The sequence below is a fragment of the Faecalicatena contorta genome (genome assembly GCF_022835095.1).
In the GTDB taxonomy this organism is placed as follows: Bacteria; Bacillota; Clostridia; order Lachnospirales; family Lachnospiraceae; genus Faecalicatena; species Faecalicatena contorta.
Window position 1 is genome coordinate 3,811,798 of record NZ_BQNQ01000001.1, and the last position, 18,772, is coordinate 3,830,569.

Genomic DNA, 18,772 nt, shown 5'->3' on the forward strand with positions numbered 1-18,772 from the left:
ATATGTTTCGAATCATGCAGCTGTGCAGTTAATGCACAATTTTGTGCTGAACAATTGCGAATGATTATAATATCGCTTCGCGGATCTGGGCATCCGGGTGCGCGATCACAGATGAATCCAGGTACATTCCCTGGTCTGCCACTGCAGCCTTTGCCCTCTCGATAGCAGCTTCTACGGCTGCCACATCACCTGTCAGCATCAGATAAGATTTCCCACACATTCCTCTGGCAATTCTGAGTTCAATCAGATCGACAATCGCTGTCTTCGCAGCCTCATCTGCAGCCACAATGATTGAGGTGGCATCGTAAGTCTCCATAATTCCGAGAGCAGATACATCTTCGATCTTAGTAGCCCCATAGATTGCCGGGAAAATGGATTTGTGCGGGTTGCCGAGTACAAAACTGTTGATCAGATGTTTCCCATGCAGGGCTTTGGAAGTCTCAACCGCAGCATTTACCGCGCTCAAATCTCCTGAGATAATTACGATATATTTTCCCGGACATACTGTCTGGGCCTCAATGATACTAACTTCAGAAGTCTTTACCATAGCATCTGCTGCTACAACACCTGCTGAAACAGTCTTATATTCTACCATTCCAATTGCCTTACTCATTGCCTGCACGTCCTTCCTGCGTTTCTATGATTATATATTTCTCATTTACTTCACTAACCGTACCGTCTATACTTGCATGTATTCCCACACTCAAGCCTTTACCCGGTTCGGCTATCATCTGTCCCTGCGTTACTTTATCACCACGTTTTACAATCGCAGATGCAGGTGCGCCTATGTGCTGGCTTAACAGGATCTTCACTTTTCTTACAGGAACTGCAGTCTCATCAAGAGGCGCCTCCCTGTCATATTTTGTAAGATCCAGTCTTGCCATAAGGCGTTCCATCGGCACCTTACGGTACTCTCTCTCTTCCCCCACCGGTTTGGGTATAACACCCTGCGGAGGTTTGAGTCCGTTGGCACGCAGGCCCGCTTTATATTCTGCCATTAATGATCTCGGTGACAATCCCTGCATACAGGAATACATTTCGCACAGACCACAGGAAGAACAAAACATGGTATTTATAAATATGTTTGGTTCCTGTAAATCTTTACAGGTTGCCGCACGCATAAACAAATGCGGCTCTATCGGATGTCCAAGCCGGTTTCTCGGACATAAATCCGTACACATCGTACACTGGCAGCAGCAAGCCGCTGCACGTTTTAAATCGATCGATGATTTTCTTCTTTTCTTTTGAATAATCAGGTGTTCCTCCGGCAGTACCAGCACGGCATTAGTCGTCTTGGTAACCGGCTGTGAACCGCTGCCGATAAATCCCATCATCGGGCCTCCGATGAAATATACCGGATCCCTGGCAGTGACATTGCCGGCCAGCCTGACGGTCTCTTCAATCGTCGTTCCGATCGGTACCCGCACCGTTACCGGGCGCTCTACCTCAGCCACGACAGATACCAGCTTATCCGTTACCGGCGCCTGCTGGTTAAGTGCTCTGTATACGTTGTATACAGTCTCCACATTGAATACGGCTACACCGCTCTCAATTGGAAGCCCTCCCGGCCTTACTACTTTACCAGTCACTTCATAGATCAGAACAACTTCGTCTCCGGCCGGATATACTTCATCCAGCAGCCCAAGCCTGACCTCGGGATATTCACCGATGACTTCTTCCAGAGCCTCAATTGTCTTTTTATAAGCCTTTTTAATTCCGATGACTACTTCTTTTGCACCTACAACCTGCCCCATCATATGGAAGGTCTCAACGATTTCCTGTGCATACTTCTCAAGCAGCTGCCTGTGCAGCCGAAGAAGCGGTTCACACTCTGCACAATTCAGGATGATTGTTTCAGCACGTTCATCTAGCTTTGCATATGTAGGAAAACCTGCACCACCTGCACCAACTATACCGTTTAACTGCAATATGCTGCTCAATTCTTTCATATCCATCATTTCATTACTCCAGTCCTGTTCCATCGTCAATAATTCCAACAATTGCTGCATCAATAGGTGCATCCGGCATTCCGGAACCAATTCTGGCCGCGCTGCCCTGTGCTACCAACACATACTCACCTATACCCGCACCAATCTTATCAATCGCAATCAGCTGATTCGCACCATTCTGCATATGCTCCAAGACATCCACAATCATAAACTTATTGCCGACCAGATTCTCACATTTGCGTGTTGAAACAACACTTCCTTTCACTTTTCCTATCAGCATAGCATCCTCCTCTTGCGGCTATAATCTTCAGTGTTTGATACTAGTACAATTACCCCGCACAGACGGCGCGTCAGTGCCGGAACTGTCCGGTACCGGAAAAGCCTGCGGGATGAATCCCCTTCGTCTGCTGCGGGGTGTTTTACTTAATGATTCTTACGGTATCTCCTGTCGCAATTTTCGCTGCATTCGCTTCATCTGTATCGATATGCATCTCAAGAGTAAAGCTGTCGTCAACGCGGATCTGAACATGGTTGAATACGGTTCCTCTCTCGTTGTCTGCCTTCACAGATACAATGTCCCCATCATGAACACCGGCTGCCATTGCATCTTTCGGTGACATATGGATATGCCTTTTTGCAATAATGCATCCTTCATCCAGATAAATAGCTCCTTTTGGCCCAACGACTGCAATTGCCGCCGAGCCGGCGGTGTTGCCGGATTCGCGGATCGGCGCCTTTACCCCGAGACGGATGGAATCTGTTGCAGACACCTCCACCTGGGATTTGCTTCTTACAGGTCCTAAGATCCTGACATTCTCTATCGCTCTAAGCTTCAGGCCGACAATTGTTACCAGTTCGTTCGATGCAAACTGGCCGCCCATCAGCTCTTTTTTCTTCGTCAACTGATATCCCGGACCAAACAGGGCCTCAACGTGCTCCTGTGTGAGGTGGATATGTCTCGCGGACACTCCGATTGGCACAAGATATCCGGTATCTCCGGAAGCTTTCTGCTTCTCAACTGCTTCCAGTACCATTTTGGTAATCAATGCTACATTGTTATTGTCCATATCAATTCTCCTCATTAAGTATTCACAGGCCTTACGCATCTGCCTGAGGAAGAGACGTAAGGCCGTAAATCTTTAGCTGAACTTATCTGTTCAAGAACAGATACTCCGCATACCCATGAAAATCGCCTGCAGCGATAGGGCTTGCTTTTGGCTGTTCAGCGCTTTCGTACATACTGTGCAGTAAATACACAGTCCTGTACTGAACAATACACTAACGCTTATTATTTCACTGCTGGAAGAATTTTTTCTACATCGCTGTGTGGTCTTGGGATTACGTGGGTTGCTACTAATTCGCCAAGTCTTCCTGCTGCCTCTGCACCTGATTCAACTGCAGATTTAACAGCTCCAACATCTCCACGAACCATTACTGTTACCAGTCCGGAACCGATCTTCTCTGTTCCTACTAATACTACATTAGCAGCTTTGAGCATGGTATCTGCTGCTTCGATTGATGCTACTAAACCTCTTGTTTCAACCATTCCTAATGCTTCCTGTGACATTCTTTTTTCCTCCTTTAATTGAATCTTTTCTTCTACCTGTTCTGCTTGCTGCGCCGACTGTTTCACCCGCTGGATGGTCTTGGCCGGCGCCTTCGCAGTCGTCGTTTTTCTGGCGGATGCAGCTTTCGCAGTGCCAGCTGTCTTTTTCGCCGTGCTTTTTGAAGTGCCGGCCGCCCTGGCTGTGCTTTTTTTGGCTGCACCTTCCGGCTTGGAAGTGTCTGGTGCTTTCTCCCCGCCGCTTGGTTTATTATCTTCTGCCATTTAACTGCCTCCTAACTTACCCGGTTCGCGCTGTTATTGATCAGCTTCAGTATCTCCCCGTGAGGATTTGCAATCACCACATGCGCTACTGGTTCTTTAATTCCGTTTGCAGCAGCAGTTTCAATGGCTTGCGATACAGCTGATACGTCTCCGCGGATAATGATGGTTACAAGTCTTCCACCTAACTTTTTTTCCCAGGTGACAAGCTGCACTTCTGCTGTCTTGCACATAATATCAATGGCAACCACCGCCGCTGTCACACTTGGGATTTCAAAAAATCCATACGCCTGTCCCATGAGACTGCTCCTTTACTCATTCTTCTTGCTGCTCCCTGTTGCAATGACAGGAAGAACTGCAGTCATCTTCGGTTCCTATACAGTAGGAAGAATTTTCTCTACGTCGTTGTGTGGTCTCGGGATTACGTGTGTTGCTACTAATTCGCCAAGTCTTCCTGCAGCGTCAGCGCCAGTTTCAACTGCAGCTTTAACAGCTCCTACGTCTCCGCGAACCATAACTGTTACTAGTCCGGAACCGATCTTCTCTGTTCCAACTAATGTAACCTCAGCAGCCTTTGTCATTGCATCTGCAGCCTCGATTGCTGCTGTCAGTCCTCTTGTTTCTACCATTCCTAATGCTAATTGTGCCATTTTCATTTCCTCCTAAACTTCTTTTACATAGATTTTATTTGGTTTGCCTTTATCTAAACCGCTCAGCTTCAGCATCTTTTCCGTATCCTCTGTGGGTCTTGCAATTTCGTATTCAGCTACAACTCCTGCAAGTTCTTCTGCTTTCATTTTCGCTGCGTCTAATGCTGCCTGAACATCGGATACGCTTCCGCGAAACTTGATCATAACAATAAGCGGTACGGGTAATTCATCTGCATTTGCCGGTTTATTCTTGTCAAAAGTCTCCAGACTCACATCGCCCGCTTTGCATCCGGCATCCGCCGCCGCAAATGCTGTTGCCAGTCCGAATACTTCCAACATGCCTACTGCTTCTCCCATGTCAATTCTCCTTTTTGGGATTGCTGCTATTTATTAACAATAGCGATCTTCAGACCTTCCATCTTCAGGTTCGTCTGATGAGCCTCGTTGATCTGATCCAGCGGGAATTCGTGTGTGATCAGGTCATCCATCGGAAGTCCGATTCCTTTTGCTCTCTTTAGGAAATCGAATGTTGTCGCATAATCTCTTAATGTATATACCCAGGAACCAACTAATGTGATTTCCTTAGAGCACAGGTCAAAATGCGGGTTGATTGTAGCGTCTCCGCCGTTGATGAAGAATCCCAGTTCGCAAAGCCCGCCGCCGTTGCGGATAAACTTATAAATGTTGGCATGTGCAACCGGTGATCCTGTACACTGGAATGCGAAGTCTGCCGGATGTCCGTCAAACGCTGCCTTAACGCCGTCTGCCAGAGCCTCAATCCCCTTGAAATCCTTGAAGTTTACAGAGCGCTCAGCCCCCATCTTCTTTGCAAAGTCGAGTCTCTTCTGCTCTCCGTCTACAGCTACAATGTTCTCGATGCCCATTGTGCGGAGAACTGCGATACAGATCAGACCGATGGGGCCGCATCCCTGTACAACAACTCTGCTGTTGAATCTCAGGATTCCTGTTGTCTTTGCTCTCTCTACAGCATGAATCAGTACTGCACATGGTTCGATCAGGATTCTGGACTTCAGGTCCAGGTCGCTTACGTTGAATACGGTAGAACCCTCACGGATCACGATGTAATCTGAGAACCAGCCGTTCAGATGAATGTCATCATCCGGGAGAAGTCCGTATACATCAGCGCCGCCTACGTTCTGTTTGTTCAGATCGTACATTGTGATGTCCGGATCATCCTTGAAGATCATACAGGTTACAACCTTGTCACCCACCTTCAGTTCTTTACCTGCGCTGTCGATCTTTACGTTCTTACCCATCTTTACGATCTCTCCGGTTCCTTCATGTCCAAGGACAACCGGGATCAGGCCGAATGGGTCTCTCTTGAATTCATGGGCGTCAGTACCGCATACGCCGCATCCTTCAACCTTTACAAGAATATCTCCGTCTCCCAGCTCAGGAATCGGGAATTCTTTGATATCATAGTGTTCCAATGCTGTCAACATAGCCACACGAGCAGTTTTTGGAACTGCCTGGTTTCCTGCTGTTGTATTTGCTGCAGGAGCAGCCTTTTCGCCCAGCATACTTTCCAGTACCTGTTTAACGACTGCTTCTACATTTGCGGAATTCATTTCCATTTTATTTCCTCCTGTCTTAACGAATGCATAAACTGTCTGACATGACGCAGCGTCTTCTCTTTGTGAAACTGCTCGCGCTTGTAAGGCCTTCGCCTGTCCTGCTGGCGATTGTGAATGTACAGAAACCCTCGCCCCCGAACCCGATTGCCGCATATGACGGGCCGTTCTTTACAAGAATCGCAGTGTCAATGGCTTTTGCATACTTCGTGATGTTGTCTACGTTCTTGGAATGTATGTGTGCGGAATGTCTGTTGCCGTGTTCCAGCCATACAGCCTGTTCAACCGCATCATCAAAATCTTTTGCCCTGACTACGCCGAGGATCGGCATCATTAGTTCTGTTGCAATCAACGGATGCTCCTTCGGTCCCTCAAATGTGATACACCTGATGTTATCCGGAACACTCACACCGATCATTCCCAGAAGCGTCTTCGCATCTCTGCCCACGCACTTTCTGTTCAGTCTGCCGTCTTTCAGGACAACTGCCGTCAGGGCATCCTGCTCTTCCTTAGAAGCCAGGTAACATCCCTGCTCGCTTACCAAATAGTGCATTAATTCGTCTGTGACAGAGTCCACAGCTACGATTTCCTTCTCAGCGATACATGGCAGGTTATTGTCGAATGTACATCCGTTTACAATATCTTCTGCTGCTTTCCGGATATCTGCTGTCTCGTCTACAAGTGCCGGCGGGTTGCCTGCCCCTGCTCCGATTCCCCTCTTGCCCGAGGAAAGGACGGCTGTTACAACTCCCGGTCCGCCTGTTGCTGCGATCAGATGAATATCTTTGTGTTTCATCATGATGCTGCTTGATTCCAGTGTCGGCTTCTCTACCGTGCATGCGATGTTGTCCGGACCGCCCGCCTCAAGAGAAGCTTCATTAATCATGTTGATCGCATAGATTGATGTCTTGATCGCTCCCGGATGAGGATTAAACACAACTGTATTGCCGCCGGCCAGCATGCCGATTGTATTACAAAGTACGGTCTCACTGGGGTTGGTACACGGAGTAATCGCACCGATCACACCAAACGGCCCCATTTCTATCAGTGTCAGGCCTCTGTCCCCTGACCATGCAGTTGTTGTGATGTCTTCCGTTCCCGGCGTCTTCTCCGCAACTAACTGATGTTTTAAAATCTTATGCCCGACATTTCCCATGCCTGTCTCCTGTACGCCCATGCGTGCAAGTATCTCGGCATTCTCAACTGTCTTCTTTCTGATGTTGGATATGATTTTTTCTCTTTGATCCATGGACATTCTGCCCACGATCTTCTGCGCTTTTTTCGCAGCTTCTATTGCTTCATTCATATCAGCAAATACGCCGTGGTTTCCTGATACTTCGGAAGCAATCTGCATCTTTGCCATGACTTCTGAAACGATGTCCTGGATCATCTGTTCATTTACAGACACGCTAATACCTCCTCGAAAACTTCTCTGCCATAAGCGGCTATTGCGGTATCTTCCTCAGCGGTACCGCCGCTCACACCCAAGGCCCCGATTATTTTTCCATCTGCTTCAAGCGGCTCCCCGCCGCCAAATATAACGATTTTCCCTTCATTCGTGAATTGGATTCCGTACAAAGGCTGTCCCGGCTGGCTTAGATGGCTAAGCGCCTCTGTGGACATCTTGAGGCTCGCTGAAGTAAATGTTTTATTGATCGCAATATCAAAGCTTGCTATGTAGGCCCCATCCATACTCTGAACCGCAACAGGCCTGCCCGCCTGGTCTGACACGGCGGCCACCACATTGACGCCCATGCTGGCAGCCTTTGCAGTCACTTTTTCGATCAGTGCATTGGCAGCCTTCAATGTCATCTTATGCTTGTGGCACCTGCATACATGTCCTTTTTCGTGATGAGAACCACTTTCCTTCATCTGGCCCAGTACCGCTTTTACGGCATTGGTAATATCCTGTTCGTTCATAGCAGTCTCCTAATATAATTTGATTCTGCCCGCGGGACGTTCTTTTTGGAACCTCCTTTGGGTAAGCTTTCTTACAGTCCCAGCTGATCCATCACTTTCTTTGTGATAGATGCAACTAAATCAGCATCTGCAGTGGAAGCTTCCGGTGCAGCAGCACTGCATGATCCTCCGCAGCTGTGGCAGCTTGGCTTGCCTGCTTTTGCGTTCGGGCATACGTTTGCAGGATGTTTTCCTGGAAGTCCCATTTTTCTTCTGATTTCATACAGCTTGTCCATCTGCTCTTTGTTGAACTCCTGTGGCTCGCCAAGCATCTTTGACTGATACAGAAGCTGTGCGTAGAATTCCAGGGATTCCATCTTGTGGTATGCGCTCAGAAGGCTGTCTGAGTATGCAAGCGCTCCGTGGTTCTCAAGCAGAACTGCATCGAAATACTGTAAGTGCTCAGAAACAGCGTCCGGAATCTCCATTGTAGAAGGTGTGCCGTATTTTGCGATCGGTACGCATCCCAGAGCGATAACAGCTTCCGGCATGATCGGCTGTGTCAGCGGAATACCGCAGATAGCAAATGTTGTCGCGTACAGAGGGTGAGCATGTACTACGGAGTTTACGTCCGGTCTTTCTTTATATACACGCATATGCATCTTTATCTCAGAAGAAGGTCTGAATCCTTTGTTTGCCTGCAGTACATTACCTTCAGCGTCTACTTTGCAGATATATTCCGGTGTCATGAATCCTTTGCTGACACCTGTTGGTGTACATAAGAATTCATTGTCATTCAATTTAACAGAGAAGTTTCCATCATTTGCAGCAACCATCCCGCGGTTGTACACTCTTTTACCGATTTCACACATTTCTTTTTTGATTTCGTATTCGTTTTGCATCCTTTTTTTCCTCCTTGGATTCTTAAAACAAAACTAAACATTTGTTTTTTGTTGTTTCTAACTCGATATTACCACACAATCCCACAGTAGTCAACTTATTATTGTGTTGGATTTGTTGTTTTCTCTATCCTTTTTCAGCCTCTTCCAGCTCCCACGGAAGCACATCCCCTTCTTCTTTTAAGTACTCCAGAATTTCCGGAATTCCCTCATAATTTTTCGAGTCAACGAAGAAGATTTTCTTGCAGCCTGTCAGCCTGAGCCACCTCTCGGCGCGCTCTACATTTGCATTCTTATCATGGATCTTTGTCACAATGCCGATGACTTCCCGGTTGCACATAGCCGTACAGCATGGCGGATAAAGGGAATACGGCTCCGTTGCCGATATCAGGAGCCCAACAACATCCGCCTCATAGGAGTATAACGCAAGGGCGTATCCCAAATGCTTGGTCTGGGCGTATTCCCCCGGAGTGTCTATGATAACATCGAAGTTATTCACATACTGTGTTTTGTGATACTGGATTTTTTCACCTTTTAATGCCTGGGTCAATGTGGTTTTCCCACATTCGCTCCTGCCCATCAATACGATTTTCTTCATATTTATTAAGTCCTTGTTATCTCACATACAGAGAAGCCCATTTTATCCCTCACATAATCCAGAACTGCGCGGATCGCGGCCTCTGTCTCTGAAATCGTACCGGTTACAATCAAAGTACCGCTGAAACGGTCTACGAATCCCAGCTCGATCCCCGCCGCTTTAATTGCAATATCTGCCGCAATAATAGCGGTTTCTGCGGGACTGATTGTAAGTACACCAATTGCTGACTTACTGTATTCCACCCTTGGGTCCAATCCCAGCTTTTCATACAATGTGATATCCGGACTTGCAATCAAGTGGGCGATTGTTATTTCCTTACCGGGAACTAGTTCCTGTACGATTCTTTCCGGCATTTGTTCATAACTCATGTTTCCTAGCCTCCTATCTGACATTCAATTCCGGATGCCAGTTCTGCAGTTTTGAGCAGCATTTCCATCGTTTCGTTTGACGGCGGCTCTATATTCCCCATCAGGTATTCTCTTCCCAGCCCTTCGTACTTGTCCTGACCTAGTCTGTGGTAGGGAAGCAGGTGAAGCCTTTTTACGCTGCCCAGTCTTTTTGTATACTCTGCGATATCCCGGATCTCTTCTTGTGTATCGTTAAACCCTGGAATGACTGGTACCCGGATGCTCAGCTCCGTCATGCCTGACTTTGCAATCTTCATCGCATTTTCCAGCATCAGTTCATTGGAGCGCCCGGTGAATGCTTTATGCTTTGCCGGATTCATATGTTTGATATCCAGCAGGTACTGATCCAGATACGGGAGCAGGCCCTCGATTACTTTGTAATCGGCGCATCCCATGCTTTCCATCGCCGTGCTGATTCCGGCTTCAGATGCCGCCCTCAAAAGCGCAGCGGCAAATTCGGGCTGACACAGGCTCTCGCCTCCCGACAGCGTCAGGCCGCCTCCGGTCCTGCGGTAATAGGTACGGTCTTTTTCAACCGTCTCCATCACTTCTTTTACAGTGACGTCCTCTCCGATTACCTTTGGCTCCCCCTGTACCATCATGGTCTCGATCTCAAACTGCTGCGATTCCGGATTACAGCACCACCGGCATCTCAGAACACAGCCCTTCAAAAATACAATCGTCCGTATTCCGTTGCCATCGTGGATAGAATATCTCTGTATATCGAAAATGCGGCCTTTCGTATTTAAATAATCTTCCATGCTGCGATTCCTCTCTTCCATCAGAAGCCCTGTTCCGTTCTCCGGATGATATCATCCTGAAGCGATTTGGAAAGCGTGGTGAACAAAGCGCTGTATCCGGCTACCCGGACAACCAGATGCTTGTACTGCTCCGGGTTCTTTTGTGCATCCAGCAGTGTTTCACGGCTGACTACATTAAACTGCATATGGCTTCCCTTCTGATCAAAGTAGGAACGGATCAGGCCTACGAAGTTCTCAAGCCCTCTTCTGCCGCTCAATGCGGATGGGTGGAACTTCTGGTTAAACAGTGTCCCGTTGGATGCAATATAGTGATCCAGCCTGGAGACAGAATTCGCTGCCGCAGTCGGGCCGTTTATGTCTTTCCCTGCGGACGGTGAAACGCCGTCGGCAACCGGTGTATGTGCAAGACGCCCATCCGGTGTGGCGCCTGTCTGTGCCCCCAGCGGAACATTGGCAGATACCGGGTATAAGCCTGCCTGGAATATACCGCCTCTTGGATTCTTATAATTCTGCAGAGGCTTCGTATATGTATAGGCCACATCTCTTGCAAAAGCATCCACTTCCGGAATATCATTACCGAACTTCGGAACTTCCTCGATCAATTTGAGGATACGTTCTCCGTTTGCTTTTACTTCCGGAGCCTCTGAAGCGGCTACTACCGTTTTCAGAATTGCTGCAACCTCGCGCTCAGTGACAGCCTGTCCGGCCGCTTTCATACCGCCTGCAATCTCTGCAGTCATGGACGCAACATCCTCACCGCTTAAGCCTTTGCCGTAGTTTGTAGCCAGAGCCTCTTTGAGTTCCTTCATCGTAACTTTCTTTTCCTCGTAAACCAGCTTTTTCACTGCAAACAGGGAATCTGCCATGTTCGCGACTCCGAATCCCTGAGGGCCGGTAAAGTTGTAGACTGCTCCGCCTTCCTGCACCGTCTTCCCTTTCTTCATACAATCATCGACCATAGAAGAAAGGAACGGAAGCGGGCATCTCTCTGCATGGGCAACGTCAATGGCATTGTCCGCATTCACCAAAAGTTTGATCGCGTAATCCATCTGAATCTTATATGCATGGTAGAATTCCCCGAAGGTCTTCATATCTTCTACCCGTCCAGTCTGCGGTCCTACCTGCACCCCTTTATCCTTGCCGTTGTTAAAAACCAGCTCCAGCGGACGGCACATATTAAAGAATGCCGCATCATGCCAGCCCTCTGTCTTACCTGCCTTCTGAGGTTCAACACAGCCGATAATATTGTAATCCCTTGCATCCTCCAGCGTCAGTCCTCTGCTCACCAGGGAGGGAATAATCACTTCGTCATTGTAATACGCCGGAAGTCCGATACCTGTACGGGTCAGTTCCGCCGCTTTAATAAGGAATTCATGAGGTGAACCGTTCCATACTCTCACGGACAGGGAAGGCTGCGGAAGGTAAACATGCATGGATGCCTCAATGCTCATAAAAGATAAATCATTCGTTACATCAATCCCTTCCTCATTCTGACCTCCTGCGATCAGATTCTGGAAAAGGCTGTATCCTGCAAATCCCTCTGCTGAAACAGCATCACGGCACTTATTCAGGTCATTTAACTTCACCCAGATGCAGTCCATCAGTTCCTGCGCAAATTCTCTTGTTATCTTTCCACTGTCCAAATCCTTCTTATAATAAGGATACATATACTGGTCAAATCTTCCCGGAGAGATTGAGTGTCCGCTGGATTCTATCTGAAGCAGCTGCTGTACAAACCAGAATGACTGGCATGCTTCATAAAATCCCGATGCCCCTTTTTCCGGAACATTTGCACAATTTTGGGCAATCTGAAGCAGCTCTTTTTTGCGTATCATATCCGAACACTTTTCCGCCTCTTCCAGAGCCAGCTTTGCATAGCGTCTGGCATAGGTAACGACAGCATCACAGCTGATCATCACAGCTTCCAGAAATCTCGACTTCTGCTGATAATCACCATCGGCCAGGCACAGCTTTGCCATCTCGGCTTCCGCTTTAGCCTTTATACCGGAGAATCCAATTTCCAGGACTTCTCCATACTTCACCGTAACATGGCCTACGCCATTATAAAAATAATTGCCCGGTGTGAAAATGTTATGTTCCATAGCAAGCAGTGTCTCAGGCTCCATATAGGAGGTAGCCAGCTCACTTGTTGTCTTTCCCTTCCAGTATGCATTGGCCTGCTTCAGCTCCGCCTTGGTCTGATCTGATATATAGAACGGATCTGCACTTCTGTTCTCCACGGTTTCAAATTCCTCTTCCAGCCACTCATACGAAAATTCCGGATAAGTCTGACAGCCTCTTGGCGCAAGCGTTGTGCTGCCTACAATCAGCTCCAGGTCCCGGATGATAATCGGAATGTTTTCCAAAATATGCTGAAATGCCTTTGCACGGCGGATAATCACCGGCTCGCTCTCTGTCTGCTTATATGATTCCGTCAAAAGAACAGCTCGAGCTGATTCTATCTCCGGCATCTTGGCATACAGGTTCTCCACAAGCTTTGGAATACGATCCGACTTTGGTATGTCCGTACTGTCATAGGTATATAATCCCATTTACTTTGTTACTCCTTTCCTTATGTATAAATACAGCCTGCATCTATACATAGAATATTAACCTTCAGAAGATAAATCAGAGTTTAGCCTGCGGCGGTGGCACCGCAGCATCTGCTTACACTGCAATATGCATCCCCCGCCGGGTTTTAATGAATCTCCACCCAGTCTTAATTATTATACTTGAACACTGCTCAGAAGTCAACACGAAGCAACATGATTTAAACGATTTTTATATGTGAATCCAACTAATCCCAATACTTATTTTGTTGTTTTTGTTGGTATTTTCATTTTTTATTTTAGTTTTTTATTGACAAACCAAAGAGCATCGCGCATACTATAAATTAGGGTATTTATAATGAAAGTGTTCATTTCGTTACTATGCATGGTTTATGGGCCGTGAATCGTAACTTCATTTATTACTGATAGAAAGGCCTAAAAGATATGTCTTCTTTCCAATTTGATATACATACACACACAATAGCAAGCGGACATGCCTCTACTGCAACCATCACAGACATGGCAAAAGCCGCTGCTTCCAGGAATCTGAAAATGCTCGGAATATCCGACCACGGCCCTGCCACCTGCGGCGGCGGAAAGCCCTCTTATTTTCGCAGCCTGTCCTATGCCCAAAAGGAGCGTCTTGGAGTTGAGATGCTTTATGGTGCGGAAGCAAATATTTTAAATAATGAAGGAAAGCTGGATCTGGAGGATTCCATACTTGCAAAACTGGATTATGTAATCGCCAGCATACACAAGCCGGTCAAAAAACCCGGCACCATGGAGGAGAATACAGCCGCATACATTGCAGCCATGAAAAATCCCTATGTCCGTATTATCGGGCACTGTGATGATGTAAAGTATCCGGTTGATTATCTGGAAATTGTAAAGACGGCCATGAAATATGATGTTCTTCTGGAGATAAACAACAGTTCCTTAAGCCCTGACGGCTACCGGGGAGATACCCGTTTTAACGACTTGATGATCTTAAATCTATGCAGGCATTATCATTACCCGGTTATATTCGCAAGTGACAGCCACGGCACAAAGCATGTCGGAGACTTTACTTTTTCGCTGGAACTGGCGCAGCTTGCCGGGATGCCGGATTCTCTGATCATGAATTATTCTCTGAAGGCCTTCAAATGTTTTCTGGAGAGGTCCCGTCAGGATGTCTGATGAATTATGTGATCGGCTGAGTGTTCCATCTTGAACTCTTTATGGAACATTCAGCCGGTCACATCAGTTATCTGGCATACTAAAGCTTCAGGCGGTATGACAGGATTCTTATGCCGGCCTTCCCCACCCTTTTGCAAAACCCTCCGGGCAGCTGCTCATCCCAGTTTATGATGAGCTCATCGAGGGGCATGTGCAGCATCTGGCTTAACGTGTAGAAGTTGTCCAGAGATGGCAGTGTTCTCCCTCCAAACCAGCCATAGACCGACTGGGGACATGCCAGGCCAAGGCATTCGCAGATCTTTTTCACGGGTATGCTATGAATCTTGCAGACAAAACGCAGCCACCTTCCTGTTCTTGCCATCTGAATCCCGGGGTAACGGCTTATCTTGGATAGATCTTCTTTTTTTCGTCCCCCCTCCGCCGGACCGCCTCCCGCTTTGTTCTGTTTTTCTTTCATCCGTCCTCACATCCTTTTTCATTTATCAGGGCTGCAGCATGTTTCTCAATTCCCTGTCCATGGTGAATCATATCCTGTAAGCAGGCAGTGAAAAACATGTCCCTTAGCTCTGCCCTTCCTTCCCGTTCCATCATAACACAGGCGGCACAAATTTAGCTACTGCTTAGTATGTCAAGCAGTTTGTAACTGCATGACTCTGTCTGCCTTTGCATGTAAAATAGATCTATATCAAATGTAAAGGAGGCGCTCTATGAGTAATTTTAAAGACCTTTCCCCGGACAGCCAGCCAAATGATAATTCTATGAAGCCTGTATTAAATGGCGCAAAGTCGGAAAGCTGTTTACCTGACTGGATTGCCCGGAAACAGGGGCAGTGCTCCCGCCAGGATTATGAATTGCTGCCTTCTTCTCTTCATGCCCAGCTAATGAACGGATATATTCTAACCCGTCCTCCTGTTTCATTTTTGCATCAGGCTGTCATCACGGAATTACTCTGCCAAATTGTAGCATATGGCAAAGAATCTTATTCTCCCTGCAAAGCTGTTACCTTTCCCGTTCGTTTTTACCTCAATGGGGGAAATACTATACTGATTCCCGATATTGCCATAATTCTGCATCCCGGCAGAATCATTGGATATAAGATCACAGAAGTTCCTGTTTTCGCTGCGGAAGTAGTTTCACCTGACAGCAAAGATCTGGACTGTTCTGTAAAGGTTCATTTGTACAGGGAGCTGGGAGTCCGCGAGTACTGGATTATTGACGGACAGAAACAGACGGTAACCGCCTGCCTGTATCATTCGAAGGAAAAGGATGAAATGGAGGAATACAGCTTTTCTGACAGAATACGTGTGCATACGGTAGAAGGGCTTTATCTGGATTTTAAGCAGCTTAGGGAATAGATCAGCCGGACAGTCCCGAATAACCACACCAAAAATAGTATACTTACCCAGGCAGCCGGGAGGGCGGATCCATCCGTTTCGGAGTTTAACGAAAGGGGTGGTGCTTATGTATGTTACATACGATAACTTATTTACATTTGTATTGAGGATTATTGCTATCATTACCTTGTGAAAAGTTTATATGATAAACGAAAAAAGTAATCGCCCCGTCTTGGCAGGATAGGCGATTACTCTTTGCAGTAACATCTTACCCGGTACGGATAGGCTTCATCTATCAATCCCGGCTGTCTTGTTAAGTATATTATAACAAATTTGTCTTGAATGTCAATTTTAGATTTTCTTCTTATATCTAACCTCTGTCCACGTTTTACTAAAGATCATCTAAGGTTAAGCTCTTTTAGAAAGTACTTCTGCCTCATAGTTCTGTACTTCTTTAAACCAGTCTTCTCTTTCCGGAACATTGTTGATTTCGCAGAAATAATTCCATACATCGCCAAACGGATAGCATTTCAGTTCTTCCTGCATTGCCATCAGCTCTGTAAACTGCTGTGTATCCTGCAGTTCTTTCAGCCGTGCATTCGGGCTTAACATCGCGCACATCAGAGCCTTCTGCATATTTCTCATGCCCACTACCCATGCGGAGATTCTGTTAATACTTGCGTCAAAGAAGTCAAGGCCGATGATCACTCTGTTCAGAGCATCATTTCTTACAATCTCTTTTGCAATCTCTTTTGTCTCATCATCCAGCAGTACTACATGGTCACTGTCCCAGCGGATTGGTCTTGTTACATGAAGGGCAATCTTATCATTGAACAGAAGCATAGATGAAATCTTATCAGAAACGACTTCTGTCGGATGATAATGTCCATTGTCCATCAGAGGCACAATCCCCTTGTTCATTACATAATTCATTGTAAACTCTGCTGAACCTGCTGTGTAAGCTTCCAGGCCAATACCAAACACTTTAGACTCCAGGCATACCAGCACTTTTTCTTTATCATAGTCAATGCCCAGAATCTGATCCAGAGAGTCTTTATATCTCGCTCTCGGTCCAAGCCTGTCAGCCGGAATATCCTTAAAACCATCCGGAATCCAGATGTTCATCAGACAAGGGGTTCCCAGTTCCTCGGCAAAATACTGAGAGATGCGGATGCAGGCTTTTCCATGCTCGATCCAGAACTTGCGGATCTCTTCATCCGGGCTTGTCAAAGTATATTCATCAGCCTTCGGGTGTGAGAAGTAGGTCGGGTTGAAGTCCAGTCCAAGACCTCTTTCCTTGGCAAACTCCACCCATTTAGCAAAATGCTTTGGCTCCAGCTTATCACGGTCTACCCATTCACCCTCTTCAAAAATAGCATAACTTGCATGAACATTGATTCTGTGTGTTCCCGGTATCAGGGTCAGAGCCTTGTCGATATCTGCCATCAGCTCTTCCGGAGTTCTTGCCTTACCAGGATAATTGCCTGTAGCCTGGATACCGCCTGTAAGTGCGCCCTCACTGTCAAACCCGCCAACATCATCCCCCTGCCAGCAGTGCATAGAAATCGGAACTGACTTTAATGTCTCCAGAACCTTATCAGTATCCACACCAATTTTCCCATAGATCTCTTTCGCTGATTCATATCTTTCCTTCGTTGTCATCGTAAATCCTCCTTCATTTTTCAAAGGGGTCTGACCCCTTTGCGTCTCATTGTCAGAATTGTTTTCCATTTTCATCGTACTTCTTTATATCAAATGACCGATCGATACATGTCCGCGCCTCCGGAAGGCTTGCAAACACGCCATCATGCATCATCTGAACGGTTACATTGCCGATTGCAGTTGCCTCGGTGGGGCCTGCCGAAACTTTCTTTCCGGTATATTTTGCAGTCAATTCATTTAAATATCCGGCATTGGCACCTCCGCCCACTACGTAAATCGTGTCGTATGTATTGCCTGTGATTGCTTCGATCTCTTTCACGGTATCGCCATAGCATTTTGCAAGGCTGTTGTATATGACTGCTGCAATCTCTCCGATCGTGAGCGGAACCTGCTGGCCTGTTCTGCTGCAGAAATCCTGCACTGCCTTAATCATGCTCTCAGGTGCCAGGAAACAGTCGTCATTGCAGTCTACTATGGATGGAATCGTTTCTTTGGATGCCCTGTCGCAGATTTCTGCAAAGGACAGATCCTCCGCAAACTCTTTTTTTACTGACTGGATCATCCATAATCCCATAATGTTCTTTAGAAAGCGGAATCTGTGGTCATATCCGCCTTCGTTTGTAAAGTTGGCTTGCATGCTTTCCATCGAACAGTCTGCTTCTTTTCTTTCGATGCCCATCAGTGACCAGGTACCGGAGCTTATATAGATTGCATTATCATCGTTTGTCGGCACTGCCAGTACCGCTGAGCCGGTGTCATGAGTGGCAGGAAGTACGACTTTACAGTCAAAGCCAACTTCATCTTGGATTTCTTTTGTAAAATTGCCAACCACAGTGCCCGGCATAGATACTGGATGGAACATTTTTGAATGATATCCCAGCATATCGATCATCTCGTAATCCCAGTCGTTTGTTGTAGGATTAATCAGCTGCCCCGTTGTAGCATTGGTGTATTCGTTCTTCTTAACACCGGTCAGCAGGAAATGGAAATAATCCGGAATCATAAGTATCGCCTCCGCCTGCTCCAGATGTTCCGGATGGCTCTCCTTCACCGCCATCAGCTGGTAAATGGTATTGAAGACCTGCTTTTGGATTCCTGTTCTTGCATACAATTCTTCCGGGGAGATCTTCTCATATACCTTCTTGTCTATCCCACTGGTACGGCTGTCACGGTATCCAACGGTATCTCCCAGAATCTGATCTTCTTTATCAAGCAGCACATAATCAACGCCCCAGGTATCAATCCCCATCGAAACCGGGATCTTTCCGATCTCTTTACATTTTTTCAGCCCGTTTTTGATCTCATTGAATAAACGCTCTACATCCCAGCACAAGGTACCGTCCTTATTATCCATGCCATTCGGAAAGCGGTACACTTCCTCGAGCCGCATCCTGCCTTCGGCCATATATGCAAGCATATGGCGTCCGCTGGATGCCCCGATATCAACGGCCAAATAACATTTCTCCATGTT

Annotated in this window: 21 protein-coding genes; 2 read left to right on the forward strand and 19 right to left on the reverse strand. The window is 46.9% G+C overall.

Annotated elements, in window-relative coordinates; translation table 11 throughout:
• Window positions 1–64 precede the first annotated feature (64 nt).
• The 16 genes from MWG26_RS17090 to MWG26_RS17165 form a co-directional block, all read right to left on the reverse strand.
• Window positions 65–613 carry a BMC domain-containing protein gene (locus tag MWG26_RS17090; RefSeq protein ID WP_025656507.1) on the reverse strand — a complete coding sequence of 183 codons (549 nt, stop codon included), beginning with the start codon at window positions 611–613 and terminating at the stop codon, window positions 65–67.
• Window positions 606–1,955, reverse strand: coding sequence for a 4Fe-4S dicluster domain-containing protein (locus MWG26_RS17095; RefSeq protein WP_117440874.1), 1,350 nt, complete (start codon window positions 1,953–1,955; stop codon window positions 606–608). The genes MWG26_RS17090 and MWG26_RS17095 overlap by 8 nt, the downstream gene beginning before the upstream one ends.
• A 7-nt stretch (window positions 1,956–1,962) precedes the next feature.
• Window positions 1,963–2,229, reverse strand: a complete 267-nt coding sequence (locus MWG26_RS17100; protein ID WP_025656506.1) for a EutN/CcmL family microcompartment protein — start codon at window positions 2,227–2,229, stop codon at window positions 1,963–1,965.
• A gap of 139 nt (window positions 2,230–2,368) precedes the next feature.
• Window positions 2,369–3,016, reverse strand: a complete 648-nt coding sequence (gene pduL, locus MWG26_RS17105) for a phosphate propanoyltransferase (RefSeq protein ID WP_025656505.1) — start codon at window positions 3,014–3,016, stop codon at window positions 2,369–2,371.
• Window positions 3,017–3,237: 221 nt separating this feature from the next.
• Window positions 3,238–3,516: a BMC domain-containing protein gene (locus MWG26_RS17110; RefSeq protein ID WP_025656504.1), complete on the reverse strand. Its 279-nt coding sequence runs from the start codon at window positions 3,514–3,516 to the stop codon at window positions 3,238–3,240.
• Between the two features lie 272 nt (window positions 3,517–3,788).
• Entirely contained in the window at window positions 3,789–4,073 is a 285-nt protein-coding gene (locus MWG26_RS17115) for a BMC domain-containing protein (protein ID WP_025656503.1), read from the reverse strand.
• Window positions 4,074–4,148: 75 nt separating this feature from the next.
• Window positions 4,149–4,424: a BMC domain-containing protein gene (locus MWG26_RS17120; RefSeq protein WP_009003872.1), complete on the reverse strand. Its 276-nt coding sequence runs from the start codon at window positions 4,422–4,424 to the stop codon at window positions 4,149–4,151.
• 12 nt (window positions 4,425–4,436) lie between these two features.
• A complete protein-coding gene (locus MWG26_RS17125; RefSeq protein WP_025656502.1) occupies window positions 4,437–4,781 on the reverse strand; it encodes a BMC domain-containing protein in 345 nt (114 codons plus the stop codon).
• A gap of 26 nt (window positions 4,782–4,807) precedes the next feature.
• The gene (locus MWG26_RS17130; RefSeq protein WP_025656501.1) at window positions 4,808–6,019 is read right to left on the reverse strand and encodes a zinc-dependent alcohol dehydrogenase; all 1,212 of its coding nucleotides are present in this window, start codon (window positions 6,017–6,019) and stop codon (window positions 4,808–4,810) included.
• Window positions 6,020–6,035: 16 nt separating this feature from the next.
• Window positions 6,036–7,424 carry an aldehyde dehydrogenase family protein gene (locus MWG26_RS17135; RefSeq protein WP_117440867.1) on the reverse strand — a complete coding sequence of 463 codons (1,389 nt, stop codon included), beginning with the start codon at window positions 7,422–7,424 and terminating at the stop codon, window positions 6,036–6,038.
• The gene (locus MWG26_RS17140) at window positions 7,415–7,936 is read right to left on the reverse strand and encodes a GlcG/HbpS family heme-binding protein (RefSeq protein ID WP_025656500.1); all 522 of its coding nucleotides are present in this window, start codon (window positions 7,934–7,936) and stop codon (window positions 7,415–7,417) included. Before MWG26_RS17140 ends, MWG26_RS17135 begins: the two co-directional genes overlap by 10 nt.
• A 71-nt stretch (window positions 7,937–8,007) precedes the next feature.
• Window positions 8,008–8,817 (reverse strand): class II aldolase/adducin family protein, encoded by an 810-nt coding sequence (locus tag MWG26_RS17145; RefSeq protein ID WP_025656499.1) that lies wholly within the window; start codon window positions 8,815–8,817, stop codon window positions 8,008–8,010.
• A 124-nt stretch (window positions 8,818–8,941) separates the two neighbouring features.
• Complete coding sequence (locus tag MWG26_RS17150) at window positions 8,942–9,412, reverse strand: EutP/PduV family microcompartment system protein (protein WP_025656498.1); 471 nt, start codon at window positions 9,410–9,412, stop codon at window positions 8,942–8,944.
• Between the two features lie 5 nt (window positions 9,413–9,417).
• Window positions 9,418–9,780 carry a BMC domain-containing protein gene (locus MWG26_RS17155; RefSeq protein ID WP_025656497.1) on the reverse strand — a complete coding sequence of 121 codons (363 nt, stop codon included), beginning with the start codon at window positions 9,778–9,780 and terminating at the stop codon, window positions 9,418–9,420.
• Between the two features lie 5 nt (window positions 9,781–9,785).
• Complete coding sequence (locus MWG26_RS17160) at window positions 9,786–10,580, reverse strand: glycyl-radical enzyme activating protein (RefSeq protein ID WP_025656496.1); 795 nt, start codon at window positions 10,578–10,580, stop codon at window positions 9,786–9,788.
• Between the two features lie 20 nt (window positions 10,581–10,600).
• Window positions 10,601–13,132, reverse strand: a complete 2,532-nt coding sequence (locus MWG26_RS17165) for a glycyl radical protein (RefSeq protein WP_117440868.1) — start codon at window positions 13,130–13,132, stop codon at window positions 10,601–10,603.
• A gap of 441 nt (window positions 13,133–13,573) precedes the next feature.
• On the opposite strand from MWG26_RS17165, the gene MWG26_RS17170 reads away from it, so the two are divergent.
• On the forward strand, window positions 13,574–14,305 hold the full coding sequence (locus MWG26_RS17170) for a phosphatase (RefSeq protein WP_025656495.1): 732 nt from the start codon (window positions 13,574–13,576) through the stop codon (window positions 14,303–14,305).
• Between the two features lie 79 nt (window positions 14,306–14,384).
• On the opposite strand, the gene MWG26_RS17175 is transcribed toward MWG26_RS17170, so the two are convergent.
• Window positions 14,385–14,762: a helix-turn-helix domain-containing protein gene (locus MWG26_RS17175; RefSeq protein ID WP_025656494.1), complete on the reverse strand. Its 378-nt coding sequence runs from the start codon at window positions 14,760–14,762 to the stop codon at window positions 14,385–14,387.
• A 250-nt stretch (window positions 14,763–15,012) separates the two neighbouring features.
• Between MWG26_RS17175 and MWG26_RS17180 the strand changes: the two genes are divergently transcribed.
• Window positions 15,013–15,660 (forward strand): Uma2 family endonuclease, encoded by a 648-nt coding sequence (locus tag MWG26_RS17180; protein ID WP_025656493.1) that lies wholly within the window; start codon window positions 15,013–15,015, stop codon window positions 15,658–15,660.
• Window positions 15,661–16,047: 387 nt separating this feature from the next.
• Here MWG26_RS17180 and MWG26_RS17185 read toward each other — a convergent pair whose 3' ends face one another.
• Window positions 16,048–17,301, reverse strand: a complete 1,254-nt coding sequence (locus MWG26_RS17185; RefSeq protein ID WP_025656492.1) for an L-rhamnose isomerase — start codon at window positions 17,299–17,301, stop codon at window positions 16,048–16,050.
• Window positions 17,302–17,353: 52 nt separating this feature from the next.
• Complete coding sequence (gene rhaB / locus MWG26_RS17190) at window positions 17,354–18,769, reverse strand: rhamnulokinase (protein WP_025656491.1); 1,416 nt, start codon at window positions 18,767–18,769, stop codon at window positions 17,354–17,356.
• Window positions 18,770–18,772: the final 3 nt, after the last annotated feature.

What these genes read in the sequence shown, in the direction of transcription:
- MWG26_RS17090 (WP_025656507.1), bottom strand. Translation starts at nt 613, where the DNA reads ATGAGTAAGGCAATTGGAATGGTAGAATATAAGACTGTTTCAGCAGGT.
- MWG26_RS17095 (WP_117440874.1), bottom strand. Translation starts at nt 1,955, where the DNA reads ATGGATATGAAAGAATTGAGCAGCATATTGCAGTTAAACGGTATAGTT.
- MWG26_RS17100 (WP_025656506.1), bottom strand. Translation starts at nt 2,229, where the DNA reads ATGCTGATAGGAAAAGTGAAAGGAAGTGTTGTTTCAACACGCAAATGT.
- pduL (WP_025656505.1), bottom strand. Translation starts at nt 3,016, where the DNA reads ATGGACAATAACAATGTAGCATTGATTACCAAAATGGTACTGGAAGCA.
- MWG26_RS17110 (WP_025656504.1), bottom strand. Translation starts at nt 3,516, where the DNA reads ATGTCACAGGAAGCATTAGGAATGGTTGAAACAAGAGGTTTAGTAGCA.
- MWG26_RS17115 (WP_025656503.1), bottom strand. Translation starts at nt 4,073, where the DNA reads ATGGGACAGGCGTATGGATTTTTTGAAATCCCAAGTGTGACAGCGGCG.
- MWG26_RS17120 (WP_009003872.1), bottom strand. Translation starts at nt 4,424, where the DNA reads ATGGCACAATTAGCATTAGGAATGGTAGAAACAAGAGGACTGACAGCA.
- MWG26_RS17125 (WP_025656502.1), bottom strand. Translation starts at nt 4,781, where the DNA reads ATGGGAGAAGCAGTAGGCATGTTGGAAGTATTCGGACTGGCAACAGCA.
- MWG26_RS17130 (WP_025656501.1), bottom strand. Translation starts at nt 6,019, where the DNA reads ATGGAAATGAATTCCGCAAATGTAGAAGCAGTCGTTAAACAGGTACTG.
- MWG26_RS17140 (WP_025656500.1), bottom strand. Translation starts at nt 7,936, where the DNA reads ATGAACGAACAGGATATTACCAATGCCGTAAAAGCGGTACTGGGCCAG.
- MWG26_RS17145 (WP_025656499.1), bottom strand. Translation starts at nt 8,817, where the DNA reads ATGCAAAACGAATACGAAATCAAAAAAGAAATGTGTGAAATCGGTAAA.
- MWG26_RS17150 (WP_025656498.1), bottom strand. Translation starts at nt 9,412, where the DNA reads ATGAAGAAAATCGTATTGATGGGCAGGAGCGAATGTGGGAAAACCACA.
- MWG26_RS17155 (WP_025656497.1), bottom strand. Translation starts at nt 9,780, where the DNA reads ATGAGTTATGAACAAATGCCGGAAAGAATCGTACAGGAACTAGTTCCC.
- MWG26_RS17160 (WP_025656496.1), bottom strand. Translation starts at nt 10,580, where the DNA reads ATGGAAGATTATTTAAATACGAAAGGCCGCATTTTCGATATACAGAGA.
- MWG26_RS17165 (WP_117440868.1), bottom strand. Translation starts at nt 13,132, where the DNA reads ATGGGATTATATACCTATGACAGTACGGACATACCAAAGTCGGATCGT.
- MWG26_RS17170 (WP_025656495.1), top strand. Translation starts at nt 13,574, where the DNA reads ATGTCTTCTTTCCAATTTGATATACATACACACACAATAGCAAGCGGA.
- MWG26_RS17175 (WP_025656494.1), bottom strand. Translation starts at nt 14,762, where the DNA reads ATGAAAGAAAAACAGAACAAAGCGGGAGGCGGTCCGGCGGAGGGGGGA.
- MWG26_RS17180 (WP_025656493.1), top strand. Translation starts at nt 15,013, where the DNA reads ATGAGTAATTTTAAAGACCTTTCCCCGGACAGCCAGCCAAATGATAAT.
- MWG26_RS17185 (WP_025656492.1), bottom strand. Translation starts at nt 17,301, where the DNA reads ATGACAACGAAGGAAAGATATGAATCAGCGAAAGAGATCTATGGGAAA.
- rhaB (WP_025656491.1), bottom strand. Translation starts at nt 18,769, where the DNA reads ATGGAGAAATGTTATTTGGCCGTTGATATCGGGGCATCCAGCGGACGC.